Below are 12,754 nucleotides of genomic sequence, written 5' to 3'. Positions count from 1 at the left end.
CGAACATACGTTCCATTATGTAACTACAAAGCCCTGCCGTTTCTGTTCTGTCATTCTGCTCTGTTAAACGAGAATGATACAGTCACGGCAGGGCTTTTTTCTTTTGTTTTTATTGTATATTTCACTTACTACTATTCTCTTCAACATAGCTAATCTTGTCTTACCGATGCTGTCCCTACTCTTGCAACTCTTATCTGTTGTCTGTTATCAGGTATCTGTCATTTGTGATCTATTACATGATATCCAGTATCCACCAGTATGCAGTATCTGGTATCCCACAACTCAACCACCAGTCAGCTTCGGCAAAAACACCAGTCCAGCGATAATGATCGTTAGCAAAATACATACATTCTCTACTGCCGAACCTTTACGTGTCCCTGTGCTCATCAGATTGAAGCGAAGTCTCCATTTTAGCGGTGGCAGTAGCTTCACTCCGCGGTTGGTTAACGAGTCTGCTAGCAGATGCAGAAAATACGAGACTCCACCAGCAATCCAGATACTATTGCCGGTATGTGCCGTTGTCCCATATAACAACGCTGTCCATGCTGCCGTGCCATAAATCGTATGCGTTAATCCACGATGTGGCAAAAAGGTACAAATGATCAGCAGACTGCCGCCCATATAATTCCACGGCGCAATCTCATGCCCGTACAATATAATGCCCACACCGATCAGAAACATCACGAATTTGCGCAACGAACGTAACGGCAAAAAGGCTACGAATACGACCGCCACGGCAATGCCAATATCCCAAGGCATGCCCAGCAAACCTTTCCACAAAATCCACACTACTGCACCTAGCATAATCGTCTGCAAAATCCGCAAAATCGGCTCCGACAATGTCTTGGAAACCAAGAGTGAATTCGGCTCATCAATATCGGGTAATAAAGAACTAACAGCGGCAGCTACTACAGCAGCAGAAGTAACAGGAACACCAACCATCGTCATGATCGATACGGTCAGCCCTGTACTAATAATAAAATGGGATTTGCCCATCATGATGAATACAACTTCCTTTCAAAAACACTTGCTGTTACGACAGCTGCGCTCGCAAGATGATGTGTGTAAATTTAATGTTTCAATATTTTAAACTTAGTGTTAAATTTTGGATATAAGTACGTATCACTTACTCATCTGTAGTATGGTTAAGATACACCACGATGATATTCAGCATGTCTGATCTACTACTGCCCGGTATATCGTTTCGGGCGATAAGGAGCGTCTTTATCATGAAGCAAATGCGGAAAGGGCATTGGATAGCCTCAGGCGGCATACTCGCCACTATTCTGCTGGCAGGTTGCAGCTCTATAAGCACAGCCAACGATCTCCAACTTACACTTTCTCATCCGCTTGGCGGACAGCAACAGTCTGATCAGCAACCAGTTCCAATATCCCGTTATCATCAGGCAACACCTGTATATAACGAACAATACCCGCTTCCACCCGAGCAATTGCCTGACAGCATCATGCAAGGTAACTACGAGACTGTCTACTCTCAGACATCTGACCATTTCAAACGCCAGGTTAGCTGGAATGCCTTTCTGGATACATTACAATCGTTCACTAGTGATCCAGACAGCTATATTCTGTCTTCCAGTGTGCGCGAACAAGGGAAGCTACGTCAAATCTGGTGCAATGCAAGGCATAACAAAGGGATCGAGATTGTCTTTGCCGAGCATCACCCGGGTTACCCGGATCATACCATTCTTGCTATGCAGGTTGGCGCTTTGACGTCATCCGGCAGTGTCGTCAGAGCTGTACATTGATGAGATGCTCATTATATGTGCAGCTCTTCTCTTTACATCAGCAGGGGGACAATCTGCGATGAAGCGTACACTTCGGAAATGTTCCATAGACGTGTTGCCATAATTTGCTCATATTTGTTCCATCATTTCGAAATCTATCTGAATCTGTTCCGTCATGCGCGACCATGACAGACACGTCGCCAAATGGCAATACAACCATTGCCATCTGGATGCTTCGTCCATTATAGCACATATGTTCGCCATATGGAAATAAACAAGCCGATAGCATGCACAAATGCGCACATATCGGCTTTTCATTCTATCCTATATTTCGTTTTCCTTTGTGAATCAGGCGTTCTGCCCGGTGACTGGTTGATTCAGCTCATTCAATCTTTCCAAAATACGACGTTTGCGATACAGCATCCGTCCAGCCTCTGCTACACTATCAAGCGAATTCTTGTTCACAAACGATCCGAACAGAATTCCGGCAATCGGCACAGCCTGAAACAGCTTGCGCCAGCCAAAGTTATCCCGATAAGAATTGACTACTTCACGCCAGCCTTGAATTTGCGAAAATACTTGTTTACCCGTATCCGCCTTCTCAAAATCAGCAAGCTCCTGCAATACTGCCTTCTTGCCGACTACATCTGAAGAAGCAAATTGCAGACATTTCAGAATAAATAAACGTTCCTGCGGATCATCTGGATAATATCCATAGCACAGAGCAATTTCTTGCAGCACCTTCAGCGAAATGCCGATCATCGCCGGAATATCCGCCGCAATGGTAAAAATACCACCGATACCGGAAGCGGCTCCTTCGAGCGCTGCCAGATTCGAGCGACTGCGAGACAGGTCCAGCGCCGCTTTGTCCATAATTTCTAGCGGCAACTGAGCGACATCCTTTGGCTTTAACACTGCATCCTTTTGCCCGCTAAGTGTCGCCAGCTTTTGCATAATGCCTTTGGGAGAGATCAGATAGGCGCCGCCATTTTGAATAAAGCGTCCGATCTCATTCAGAGCAACTCCTAATTTTTCACGAATAAATTTGGGTGTCAGTCGATCCAGTAGCGCAAATGGAATGCGACCGATTTTGTCCAAAATCGATGTGCCGCGCTGTTCCTTCTCCCATTTGTTGACCTGCTCCAGTTCGTGTTCCAGTTGTTTACGAGTTTCCTGTATATCCATCGTCTGATCCCTCCAGCTCTGTCTATGTACCAAGTGTTGAATCCGTGTTGCCCTACTGTCTATTATACCGAAGCGCCTATGTTAAAACATCTTGGTGTCATCTTGTGCCGCAACTTGTCGTCCTATTCATCGAAATGAAAAAGCCGCAGCACCATAAAGGTGTGCGACTGTACTTCATAACCTGTATATCAATCATTTACCGAATGAGCACGCTTATTCGGGGTACGTTATACCTTTACAGCATCGGTGCTGTCGGTTTTGGTGCAGCTTCATTGACAAGCTCTTGCTCGCGTACAGGTGCGTATGTGATACGGTCGATCACCAGACCGTTGCCGACTGGCTCGCCATTTACAGTAATCATTACTTTTTTGAAGTTAGGATCAAAGTTTGTTTCATGCATGTGTGTTTCACTCCTAGTGTATTGAAAAATACGTTATTGTTGGTCTGTTGCTTATATATGCAAAGCCTATACTTTGCTTATCGTTTATTCTAAGGATCAGGAGGTTTAATAGATATCATGGCTGCAAAAAAGAGACAGGTGGGACACATCATTTATACCCTGTCTATCTACAAGTTAAACATTCAGCAGAAAGTTGCTAGCTATCAGTGTCAGCTATTACGTGCATAAGGATCAGATGACTGGATTCGCCAGCAGCCAGTGTCAGATCTCATGACATAAAAGAGACGTGCATGGAAGATTTAGCATACTTTACTCTACATTTTGAATAATGTCAATATATATTATCGACATGTATAATGAAAATATGAGAGATTCAGCATCGTTTTATGATTATTTTCGTATATATTAACGTTACTTCTGCCTAGCAAAGGAGGGCATTCATCTTTTATGAAATGGAAATCCCTGATTTGGTCCGCCGGTTTGAGCATTACGCTCCTCTGTTCCAATCTACTTCTACCTGCACAAGCCGCGCAAGCCAGTAGCTGGTGGGAAGGCATTCAAAGTTTTACTGAACTTCCGCAGGAAGTGAATGAACTCAAGCAAAATTACGACCAAGCTAAAAACCAGCTGGATCAGGCTCAGCAAAATATACAAACGTATCGCGATGAGAATGTACGTCTGGCGGAGCAAAACGAATTACTGTCCCAGACGATCAAGCAGCTGCAACAGGCAGAAGCCGAACGTGCAGCCAGCGCTCGTTTCTGGAAAATCCTGCTCTTCTCCGCTATCGGTCTAGTACTGCTCTGGTTCATTTTTACTCGGCTCGTTCGCTTCGGACTACGCCGCCGTTAAGCATACGGCGGCTATTTGCCATGAACAATGGTATGCTCTCCACCGCCCGTGGTATTCTTGTCTTACTATACTTATGAATGATTGTTCAGATGATGATCATGAATGTATCTCTACCTTTTCTTATACTGGATACAAAGGAGGGCACCCCCTTGCAACTGGAATGGCAGCAATCCTCAACACTTCCGCATAGCGGACAGGCGGTGATCGTCAATCTGGCGGACGCCGAGAAACTTCATCTGCTGCATCCGAGTCAAATTATTGCCTACGAAGGTCCATCAGCTGGACGTAATGACCGACTGATGGATGTGAAAGGCATGTACCGCAAACGCAATCTGATCCGTGCCGATTTTACCGGTCCTTGCCGATTTGTCACTTCATTGCCGCCCGGATTCAGTTTGATTCCTATCCAGATTGATGCTGGTAGCGATCTGCTGTATGATTTTCGCCATTTGTTCTATTATACGTCCGGCATTACTATGCAAACGCGACTGCTCAAGCTGAAAAACATCCTGATTACTCGTGACGTTATCAAAGTGAAGTTTGGCGGCGAAGGTGAAATCGGTCTGCTGACTCGTGGTGCGGTGATCGATATGAAGCTGCATCCGACGCAGCCTATCTATGTCGATGCGCGTAGCCTGCTTGCTTATCCGGAAAATGCCACGCTCAAGCTGAGCGTATACGGCAACCATCTCGCCAGTCAGCATATGCAATATCAGTGGGCAATAACAGGGCACGGCTCTGTTCTGATCCAGACTGGACACGATAACGGCGAGCTTGCCGAGCATCTGGAGGATAACAGCCTGTTCAAACGCATCCTGCGCGAAGTGATTCCGTTTGGCGGTATTTTTATAAAATGATATGTTCGCCAGTTGCTTTGCTGGCTCCATTTAACCAGAATACCTGCGGTAAATTTGCGCTTTGCATCCCTGTACAATCGTATCTACAAAGGAGTGTTATATCATGTTCCGCATTCAACACCTTATTTTATATACTGCTGCAATCAAACCAATGCATGATTTTTATGTACAGGTATTTGGCAAAGATATCGTACAGTTGCAATCTTCCGGATTTACGATACAGTTTGGCACTAGTAGGTTGGAGTTCAAAGAAGTGACAAACGGAACAAAACCTTTTTATCATTTTGCTATCAATATTGCAGCAAATCATCTGGAGCAGGCGAAAGCTTGGATCGCCAAAACAACACCATTATCCACTGAAGAAGGTCAGGATGATACACATTCCGAATTCTTCAATTCGTATTCTTGTTATTTTGAAGATCCCGCTGGAAATATTGTAGAATGTATCGCCCGTCAACAGCATGCACCAACTGATCTGAATGACTTCACACCTGCCTCTATACAAAGCATTGGTGAAATCAACATCACGACTCCTTCCGTATTGGCAACTGCTAATTTGTTACACAAAGCCAATATGCCTATACAACTTGAATTAATCGATGAACAACGATTGAATTTTGTCGGAAGCATGGATGCATATTTGTTGCTCGGCCCTGTAGGGCGACGCTGGTTTTTCTCCCATCAATTATCCGAAATCCATCCATTAACAATCCAATTTGATCATAGTCTGCAATTAGATCTCGACGATGAAGGCAAGCTAGAATGTACGTATCTCCCTTCTTAACGCACACAAAAGAGCACAACCGATAACAGTCTACACTGCATCCGGTTGTGCTTTTTGGCATCTGTATGAAATGGAACGCTCATGACATGAAACGCTGTATTTCTCGTTCCATCCCCTCATGCTCATCTACAGATAAGGATCATAGTTTCCAAACATTAAATTTCGGTTCTACGATCTTGTTTAATGTTTTGAATTGCTGTGGGTCGATATAGGCAATGAGCAAGTGCTGCCCAAGTGTCATATACACAAATTCACGCTCATCCCCACGTTGGCGATTCAGCTTAATGATCCGGTCAAAAAATGACTTGTCTACCCATTCGCTGTAATACTGAATATCCCATTCCATCCGTTCCCCATGATGCAAGAAGCTGAACATAACATTGCTATGCTCATGATCCAAACAACTGCGAATATGGGTCATATTCAGTTCGCCGCCCGTCATGGCAACGAGGCGTTCCGCAAGCTGCGTATACAGATCCGTACTTTCGACTTCTTGCAAGTCTACATACCAGATCTGGTCGGTCGGATATGTGCAATCCAGATCAAGCTCGTCTTGGCACACTTTCTCCCCGAGTGAAATCAACAGATTGGTATACGGTCGTTCCTCATACCAGGACATCGAATTGCCATGAATTACTTGCTCTATACTTATATCATTTTTGAGCTGGATTGCAGCTTCCTGCAATTTGCTCCATTGATCGGCTAACGGAATCGTTTTATTGCGAAAAAAACTGATCATTATTAATCTCCTCTCTGGACAATCCATCAGATTGGCATTGTTTAACGTCCCTTTTTGTCGCGCATGAACTATTCTTTTACACATATGATTGTTCAAATACCCTGCTATTTATGCGTACAGTGTTGTTGTATCCTTCATTTGCAAATACAAATGTCCAATTCCCCATACTGACCCGGTATGAATCAAACGATGTATCCAATCTTGCACAGTTTTAATATTGCTGTCCCCAACTGCACCTGATTTTCACACCGTTTCTTATTCCATGCTACTTTCGGATTTACGTATCATCCGGGTATTACTAAATATAACAGGCATACATACCAAAAATCCTGAGTCTAAAGACACCGTGTTTAAAATAATGATGATATTTGTCATATTATCACTACACACACATGCAAACGCTAGTCTTATATACCCATCTTGAGCAAAGCTGAACAGGCAAAAAATGTGTAATATAGCAATTTTGCGTCATCTCATGATAAGTATATAGCTCAGAATCTAAGTTTTTTGCGGATATCTCTTTTTTTCGTTATTTTCATAGAAACCAAACTTTAGGCGCATGTCTTTTGGATTGTATTTTTTATGTATCTATCTTTTGTCGAATCATTGCTGTCTGAATAGTATCTACATCTATATGGTAGCTTAACGGCAACCAATTACTTTAACATCTCTACTTAGAAATGATAAAGGATTGCCGTTGTGCATCACCATGTCATCTTAGCGATAATCTTTTGGCTTGTCCTCACCCGGATATACCGACCAGATTGCTTCAATAATCCGGTCAAATTCATCATCATTTTCCTCGATGATCTGCTCTACCGCTTCAATCTCTTCTTCTTTACCAGGTTCGTTCAAAAAGTGCAGACTGTAATCCCAGTCATGACCACGCTTGGAAAAGAGGGTCAATTCATACGGCTCTGCATGCCCTTCTACTTCCAGCTCCACACGACCCAAGTATCCTTTATCTGGCTCCTCTAGCTTTTCCAGTTGCTTATGACGAATATGAATGGTCAGCATCTAATGTCCGCCTTTCCATAATGTAAATTTTCGGTGTCAGTCACATTCTCCTATGACAGTATAGCGTAAATGGGTAGGCTGTGGCTATGGTTGGTAGATTTAGCATTTTATCAATATAGATATGCTAACCTTTTGTTTTCGTTTCCTGTGACTACTGTTTTCGAGAATCTTCATATAATAATGCTACATCCATTGGCTTGCCTCAAAAAATAAAGCCAAATCATCAGACAGACTATACAATCTGTAACTGATGATTTGACTTGATAGAATCTTACAATATATTCAAAACGATCACATGCCTAACGTTTTTGTCACATCATCCATCTTCATTTCATCCGCAATCGGTCCGGTGCTGATCCAGTGACGGGCATCGACGGTAAACAGATGGTTCTGTTTGATCGCGGGTAATGATTGCCAGAGTGGTGAGGCGCTGAGTTCTTTGAATTGCTGTTGATCCTGCTGACGGTCAGCGGCCGTTCCGCCGGCGCTGCCTGTTGTGACAAATACGTAGTCGGCGTTCAGATCGGGCAATGTTTCCAGTGATACGGTGACATTTTGTTTGGTCGGGTTTTGCTTTTGCAATTGAAGGATCGTATCCAGTGGTGTAAAACCCAGATCGTTATACAGCATGCCGCCGTAACCGGGCAGCTCCGTTCCTTGGCTATCGGTATAACCCGGCAGGTATAAACGGATTTCTTTAGCAGTGGTGCGCAGGAACGCAACGGTTTTGCCTTTGCCAGTAGCCTTGGTAACAGCTTTTTTGGTTGCAGCCACCTGTTCATCATGCTGCTTCAGCACGGTTTGTGCCTGCTGCTCCAACCCTAATACGTTGCCCAGTTCGACGATGGATTGCTTCCAATTTTCGCGGTCATATACAATCGTCGGAGCAATCTGGCTCAATTGCTCATATGTCGTCTGGTCAATCGCAGCACTTGCGACGATCAGGTCGGGCGTTGCGTTGATAAAAGCTTCCAGATTGGACGTGCCGCCATTCATATTCAGGATCGGTACGTGAAGCTGATCCAACTGATCCGCCAGATAGTAATCTTCACCTGCGGATACTGCTGCTACAAGCGGTGCATGTAGCGATAACAGCATATCCTCCAAATTATACGAAGCAATGCGCTCTGGATGCGCCGGAATAGCAGTTGTACCAAACGCGTGCTGTACCTGTATCGTCTCAGCTGTTGTACCTCCATTGTTCGACTGCGCGCTACTTGATGTTGATCCTTCGGACTGTGTACTGCATCCAACTAGAAGCAATCCAAACGCTAACATGACTAGCGTCATTCCTTTGAGATAAGCAGATTGGCGAATACGATTTGTTACATTCATTATGTACCTCCTCTAAATGATAAATATTCTCATTTATATCATACCATAAGATTCATTCCTTATTTTCGCGTTTCAAACTACCCGTCCAAACTCCCGATATATCGAAGCAAAATCTCCTTTCATCGGCACGTAAATATGCTATACTGGTAAAGCGGTTTTTGAGCCGCATCCTGAACAGAAGAAAATCCGTCGTCGCACCATACAGCACTTCGTCAGTCCTATATTGCACTGATCGTTGTTCGCTACGGTACTACGCGGGAGAGGTTCGCGAACTCCCTCTATAAAAAACTAAAACCCACCTGAAATGGATATGTCTGTTGCGACAATGCCTATTTTTAATGGTAGACAGTCGTAATTTTTGCGGCACATCGTCAGGTTTGTTTTTGCATTGTCCAAATGCCTATAGACCAAGTTCATGGATCTCTCGCTTCCCGAAGGACAACAGAGACGACATTTGAAATGAATGGTTCGTTGCTTATCTGATTATCCCTTTAAGGAAATGGAGAGATTTTGTCATGCTTAAAAATGAAAAAGCAGTTGTCGTATTTAGTGGTGGTCAAGATAGCACCACTTGCCTGTTCTGGGCAAAACAAACATTTGCCGAGGTGGAAGTTGTTACGTTTAACTATGGACAACGCCACAGTGCAGAGATTGAAGTCGCCCAGCAAATCGCTGCCGAGCAAGGTGTGGAGCATACGATTTTGGATATGAGTCTGCTCAACCAGCTGGCACCGAATGCGCTGACTCGCTCAGATATCGAGATTACACATGAAGAAGGCGAGCTGCCAAGCACGTTTGTAGATGGACGCAATCTGCTATTCTTGAGCTTTGCTTCTATTCTTGCCAAACAAAAAGGCGCACGCCATATTATTACCGGCGTCTGCGAAACGGACTTTAGCGGATACCCGGACTGCCGTGATATTTTCGTCAAATCGCTCAACGTGACGCTCAATCTGTCGATGGATCACCAATTCGTGATTCATACGCCACTGATGTGGCTGGACAAAGCAGAAACGTGGAAAATGGCAGACGATCTAGGCGCTTTCCAATATATCCGCGAGAAAACGCTGACTTGCTACAATGGCATCATCGGCGACGGCTGCGGCGAATGCCCGGCATGCAAACTGCGCAAAGCTGGTCTGGATCAATATATGCAGGAACGCGCAACCGTCTCCTCCAGCAATCGCATCATGATGGAGCTGGACGATTCCGAAGTCACTCCTTCACAAGGAGGACAATCATCATGAGTCAACCCGGACCGTTTCGTATTGTCGAGCAGCTACAGCAGTTTGGCACAGACATTACGCACGAACAGCTCCGCTACCATCGCAAACGGGTGCTGGTCAACAAAGAATTCACGTTCGATGCAGCGCACCATTTGCATGCGTATGAAGGCAAATGTATGAATCTGCACGGGCATACGTATAAAGTAATCTTCGGCATTAGCGGCATGCCAAGCGAGAATGGGATCGTCGTCGATTTTGGCGATATCAAAACCATTTGGAAAGAACAGATCGAAACGTATCTGGATCACCGCTATTTGAATGAAACATTACCACCAATGAATACGACCGCCGAGAATATGGTCGTCTGGCTGTTTGAACAAATGGAGCAAGCGCTACAAAGCGAGCCATATCGCAGTCAGGTGGAAGGCGGACGGACGGAATTCGTACAGCTGTATGAGACACCGACCAGCTATGCCGAAGCAAGACGGGAGTGGATGTTCTCATGAGTAAAGTTTGGGAAGATACTCGTCCAGCAACAGAACAGGCGACAGCTTCCATATCCAATACAAAAGAAAACAAACTGCCTGATTCCGGCTCGTTGCATGCCAAACATAGCGAAATGAACACACTCCATACTGACAATAGTCACGCTACGCCATCTGATAATCGCTCGAATATGTCATCTGCTCGTAATGCATCCCCTAAAGCCGCTGCTACGATTCCGGTACTGGAAATTTTCGGACCCACCGTACAGGGCGAAGGCATGGTCATCGGGCAAAAAACGATGTTCGTGCGTACCGCTGGCTGCGATTATCGTTGCAGCTGGTGTGATTCGGCGTTTACGTGGGATGGCAGTGCCAAAGACCAGATTCGTAAACTGAGTGCACAGGATGTATGGGATGAATTGAAAGCCGTTGGCGGCGACCGCTTCAGCCATGTGACCATTTCCGGTGGGAATCCAGCATTGCTAGGTTCCATCGGCGAGCTAGTGCATTTGTTGCGTCAGCACAATATCCGTACCGCTGTGGAAACGCAAGGCTCGCGCTGGCAGGATTGGCTGCTGAATATTAACGACGTGACTATTTCGCCAAAGCCACCAAGTTCTGGTATGACGACGGATTTTGATGTGCTGGATGATATTGTTGGTCGTCTGCGCCGGAATCCGGTAGATCAGATGATGCAGCAAATTATGTTTGCAGATGAGGATGGCGATGAGTTGCCAGCTGTAGAGCAGGCAGTCAGCTTGAAAGTTGTAATTTTCGACGAAGCCGATCTGGATTATGCGCAGCAGGTGCATCAGCGTTATCCCTCTCTTCCTTTTTACATGCAAACCGGGAATCCTGATGTGGTAAGTGCGGACGACGATATCGCCTCCTCCCTGCTACATCGGTACGAATGGCTGATCGATCAGGCGATGGAGCGTCCCGCGTTCAACGATGCGCGTATCCTGCCGCAGCTGCATACGCTCGTCTGGGGTAACAAACGCGGCGTGTAATGATATATCATGGACAATGCGATGGTGGGCATGGGATATGCTGGAGGATAATGTATCACCCAGCCACTGCCATCGCTATGCGGTATTTATATAACGACACTATTTTATTTACAAAAAGGAGCTTTGCACACCATGGCAGGCAGACAGGAAAACGAAATGCAAGATCTGACGTTGCTCGGCAATCAGGGCACGAAATATACATTTGAGTACGATCCAAGTATTTTGGAGAGCTTTGACAACAAGCATCCGTACCGCGATTATTTTGTAAAATTCAACTGCCCGGAGTTTACGAGTCTGTGTCCGATTACGGGTCAACCAGATTTTGCGACTATTTATATCAGCTATATTCCAGATGAGAAAATGGTAGAAAGTAAATCGCTCAAGCTGTATCTGTTCAGCTTCCGCAATCATGGCGATTTCCACGAGGATTGCATGAACATCATCCTCAACGATCTGGTGAAGCTGATGGACCCGCGTTATATCGAAGTATGGGGCAAATTTACTCCGCGCGGTGGTATCTCGATTGATCCGTACACCAACTACGGCAAACCGGGCACGAAGTATGAGCAAATGGCAGAACATCGCATGATGAACCACGATATGTACCCGGAGACGATCGACAACCGCTAAGCCGTAACACGTTTGCGTTTGCGTTTGCGTTTGCGTTTGCGTTTGCGTTTGCGTTTGCGTTTGCGTTTGCGTTTGCGTTTGCGTTTGCGTTTGCGTTTGCGTTTGCGTTTGCGTTTGCGTTTAAAGTATGTTCTTCTATGTCGAGGACGTAAACAGATATACACACGATATAGTTACTATTTGAATAGAATAGATTATGACGCTTAAATAAGCGCCTGTTTGATGAAGTATCGTACACAAGATGTTTTTGGTACTTTACGGATTCCAACAGGCGCTTTTCTATGTATTCGTTTTTCTTATGTAACCTATGAAAAGATTCCGTATTATTGAATAGAAATACTTCATCTTGTGATCGCCAACATTCATACATATACATGGGCGACTCACAGATGAATCCCGACATACTCCTTGCTGCGTACTTTGTTTATTCTGAATAGGTGGCATATTTGTTTGGCTCGTTCTACTTTCAATGTATATATTGTGCGAAAT

General features: G+C 44.9%; 14 protein-coding genes and 1 riboswitch. Of the genes, 8 read left to right on the top strand and 6 right to left on the bottom strand.

Features of this window, described 5'->3' with window-relative positions; genetic code table 11:
• Nucleotides 1-282: 282 nt before the first annotated feature.
• Nucleotides 283-999: a metal-dependent hydrolase gene (locus ACE3MZ_RS05655; RefSeq protein WP_411345498.1), complete on the bottom strand. Its 717-nt coding sequence runs from the start codon at nucleotides 997-999 to the stop codon at nucleotides 283-285.
• A gap of 230 nt (nucleotides 1,000-1,229) precedes the next feature.
• Between ACE3MZ_RS05655 and ACE3MZ_RS05650 the strand changes: the two genes are divergently transcribed.
• Complete coding sequence (locus ACE3MZ_RS05650; protein ID WP_411345497.1) at nucleotides 1,230-1,766, top strand: hypothetical protein; 537 nt, start codon at nucleotides 1,230-1,232, stop codon at nucleotides 1,764-1,766.
• A gap of 327 nt (nucleotides 1,767-2,093) precedes the next feature.
• Here the strand turns inward: ACE3MZ_RS05650 and ACE3MZ_RS05645 are convergent, their stop codons facing one another.
• A complete protein-coding gene (locus ACE3MZ_RS05645; protein WP_411345496.1) occupies nucleotides 2,094-2,930 on the bottom strand; it encodes an EcsC family protein in 837 nt (278 codons plus the stop codon).
• Nucleotides 2,931-3,165: 235 nt separating this feature from the next.
• Entirely contained in the window at nucleotides 3,166-3,330 is a 165-nt protein-coding gene (locus tag ACE3MZ_RS05640) for a hypothetical protein (protein ID WP_411345495.1), read from the bottom strand.
• Nucleotides 3,331-3,777: 447 nt separating this feature from the next.
• Here ACE3MZ_RS05640 and ACE3MZ_RS05635 point away from each other — a divergent pair, with 447 nt between their 5' ends.
• From ACE3MZ_RS05635 to ACE3MZ_RS05625, 3 genes are all read left to right on the top strand, one after another.
• Nucleotides 3,778-4,182, top strand: a complete 405-nt coding sequence (locus tag ACE3MZ_RS05635; protein ID WP_411345494.1) for a hypothetical protein — start codon at nucleotides 3,778-3,780, stop codon at nucleotides 4,180-4,182.
• A 149-nt stretch (nucleotides 4,183-4,331) separates the two neighbouring features.
• Nucleotides 4,332-5,039, top strand: a complete 708-nt coding sequence (locus ACE3MZ_RS05630) for an AIM24 family protein (RefSeq protein ID WP_411345493.1) — start codon at nucleotides 4,332-4,334, stop codon at nucleotides 5,037-5,039.
• Between the two features lie 103 nt (nucleotides 5,040-5,142).
• Entirely contained in the window at nucleotides 5,143-5,823 is a 681-nt protein-coding gene (locus tag ACE3MZ_RS05625; RefSeq protein WP_411345492.1) for a glyoxalase, read from the top strand.
• A 139-nt stretch (nucleotides 5,824-5,962) separates the two neighbouring features.
• Here ACE3MZ_RS05625 and ACE3MZ_RS05620 read toward each other — a convergent pair whose 3' ends face one another.
• From ACE3MZ_RS05620 to ACE3MZ_RS05610, 3 genes are all read right to left on the bottom strand, one after another.
• The gene (locus tag ACE3MZ_RS05620) at nucleotides 5,963-6,562 is read right to left on the bottom strand and encodes a hypothetical protein (protein ID WP_411345491.1); all 600 of its coding nucleotides are present in this window, start codon (nucleotides 6,560-6,562) and stop codon (nucleotides 5,963-5,965) included.
• Between the two features lie 717 nt (nucleotides 6,563-7,279).
• Nucleotides 7,280-7,579: a hypothetical protein gene (locus ACE3MZ_RS05615; protein ID WP_411345490.1), complete on the bottom strand. Its 300-nt coding sequence runs from the start codon at nucleotides 7,577-7,579 to the stop codon at nucleotides 7,280-7,282.
• Between the two features lie 291 nt (nucleotides 7,580-7,870).
• Complete coding sequence (locus ACE3MZ_RS05610) at nucleotides 7,871-8,914, bottom strand: ABC transporter substrate-binding protein (protein WP_411345489.1); 1,044 nt, start codon at nucleotides 8,912-8,914, stop codon at nucleotides 7,871-7,873.
• A gap of 254 nt (nucleotides 8,915-9,168) precedes the next feature.
• A riboswitch (PreQ1 riboswitch) is annotated at nucleotides 9,169-9,212 on the top strand.
• Nucleotides 9,213-9,429: 217 nt separating this feature from the next.
• Between ACE3MZ_RS05610 and queC the strand changes: the two genes are divergently transcribed.
• The 4 genes from queC to queF all read left to right on the top strand — a co-directional run bounded on the left by queC (nucleotide 9,430) and on the right by queF (nucleotide 12,265).
• Nucleotides 9,430-10,161 (top strand): 7-cyano-7-deazaguanine synthase QueC, encoded by a 732-nt coding sequence (gene queC / locus ACE3MZ_RS05605; RefSeq protein ID WP_411345488.1) that lies wholly within the window; start codon nucleotides 9,430-9,432, stop codon nucleotides 10,159-10,161.
• Entirely contained in the window at nucleotides 10,158-10,646 is a 489-nt protein-coding gene (queD, locus tag ACE3MZ_RS05600; protein ID WP_411345487.1) for a 6-carboxytetrahydropterin synthase QueD, read from the top strand. The genes queC and queD overlap by 4 nt, the downstream gene beginning before the upstream one ends.
• Nucleotides 10,647-10,816: 170 nt before the next feature.
• The gene (gene queE, locus ACE3MZ_RS05595; RefSeq protein ID WP_411346711.1) at nucleotides 10,817-11,635 is read left to right on the top strand and encodes a 7-carboxy-7-deazaguanine synthase QueE; all 819 of its coding nucleotides are present in this window, start codon (nucleotides 10,817-10,819) and stop codon (nucleotides 11,633-11,635) included.
• A gap of 132 nt (nucleotides 11,636-11,767) precedes the next feature.
• Nucleotides 11,768-12,265, top strand: coding sequence for a preQ(1) synthase (gene queF, locus ACE3MZ_RS05590; RefSeq protein ID WP_367054385.1), 498 nt, complete (start codon nucleotides 11,768-11,770; stop codon nucleotides 12,263-12,265).
• Nucleotides 12,266-12,754 lie beyond the last annotated feature (489 nt).

The organism is Paenibacillus sp. WLX1005 (assembly GCF_046603685.1).
Taxonomy (GTDB): Bacteria; Bacillota; Bacilli; order Paenibacillales; family Paenibacillaceae; genus Saccharibacillus.
Note: the sequence above shows the minus strand (reverse complement) of the source record. Positions and strands in the feature narration are given on the sequence as shown.

Excerpts from the sequence above, each read along its gene's own strand:
- ACE3MZ_RS05655 (WP_411345498.1), bottom strand. The coding sequence starts at position 999 with ATGATGGGCAAATCCCATTTTATTATTAGTACAGGGCTGACCGTATCG.
- ACE3MZ_RS05650 (WP_411345497.1), top strand. The coding sequence starts at position 1,230 with ATGAAGCAAATGCGGAAAGGGCATTGGATAGCCTCAGGCGGCATACTC.
- ACE3MZ_RS05645 (WP_411345496.1), bottom strand. The coding sequence starts at position 2,930 with ATGGATATACAGGAAACTCGTAAACAACTGGAACACGAACTGGAGCAG.
- ACE3MZ_RS05640 (WP_411345495.1), bottom strand. The coding sequence starts at position 3,330 with ATGCATGAAACAAACTTTGATCCTAACTTCAAAAAAGTAATGATTACT.
- ACE3MZ_RS05635 (WP_411345494.1), top strand. The coding sequence starts at position 3,778 with ATGAAATGGAAATCCCTGATTTGGTCCGCCGGTTTGAGCATTACGCTC.
- ACE3MZ_RS05625 (WP_411345492.1), top strand. The coding sequence starts at position 5,143 with ATGTTCCGCATTCAACACCTTATTTTATATACTGCTGCAATCAAACCA.
- ACE3MZ_RS05620 (WP_411345491.1), bottom strand. The coding sequence starts at position 6,562 with ATGATCAGTTTTTTTCGCAATAAAACGATTCCGTTAGCCGATCAATGG.
- ACE3MZ_RS05615 (WP_411345490.1), bottom strand. The coding sequence starts at position 7,579 with ATGCTGACCATTCATATTCGTCATAAGCAACTGGAAAAGCTAGAGGAG.
- ACE3MZ_RS05610 (WP_411345489.1), bottom strand. The coding sequence starts at position 8,914 with ATGAATGTAACAAATCGTATTCGCCAATCTGCTTATCTCAAAGGAATG.
- queC (WP_411345488.1), top strand. The coding sequence starts at position 9,430 with ATGCTTAAAAATGAAAAAGCAGTTGTCGTATTTAGTGGTGGTCAAGAT.
- queD (WP_411345487.1), top strand. The coding sequence starts at position 10,158 with ATGAGTCAACCCGGACCGTTTCGTATTGTCGAGCAGCTACAGCAGTTT.
- queE (WP_411346711.1), top strand. The coding sequence starts at position 10,817 with ATGTCATCTGCTCGTAATGCATCCCCTAAAGCCGCTGCTACGATTCCG.
- queF (WP_367054385.1), top strand. The coding sequence starts at position 11,768 with ATGGCAGGCAGACAGGAAAACGAAATGCAAGATCTGACGTTGCTCGGC.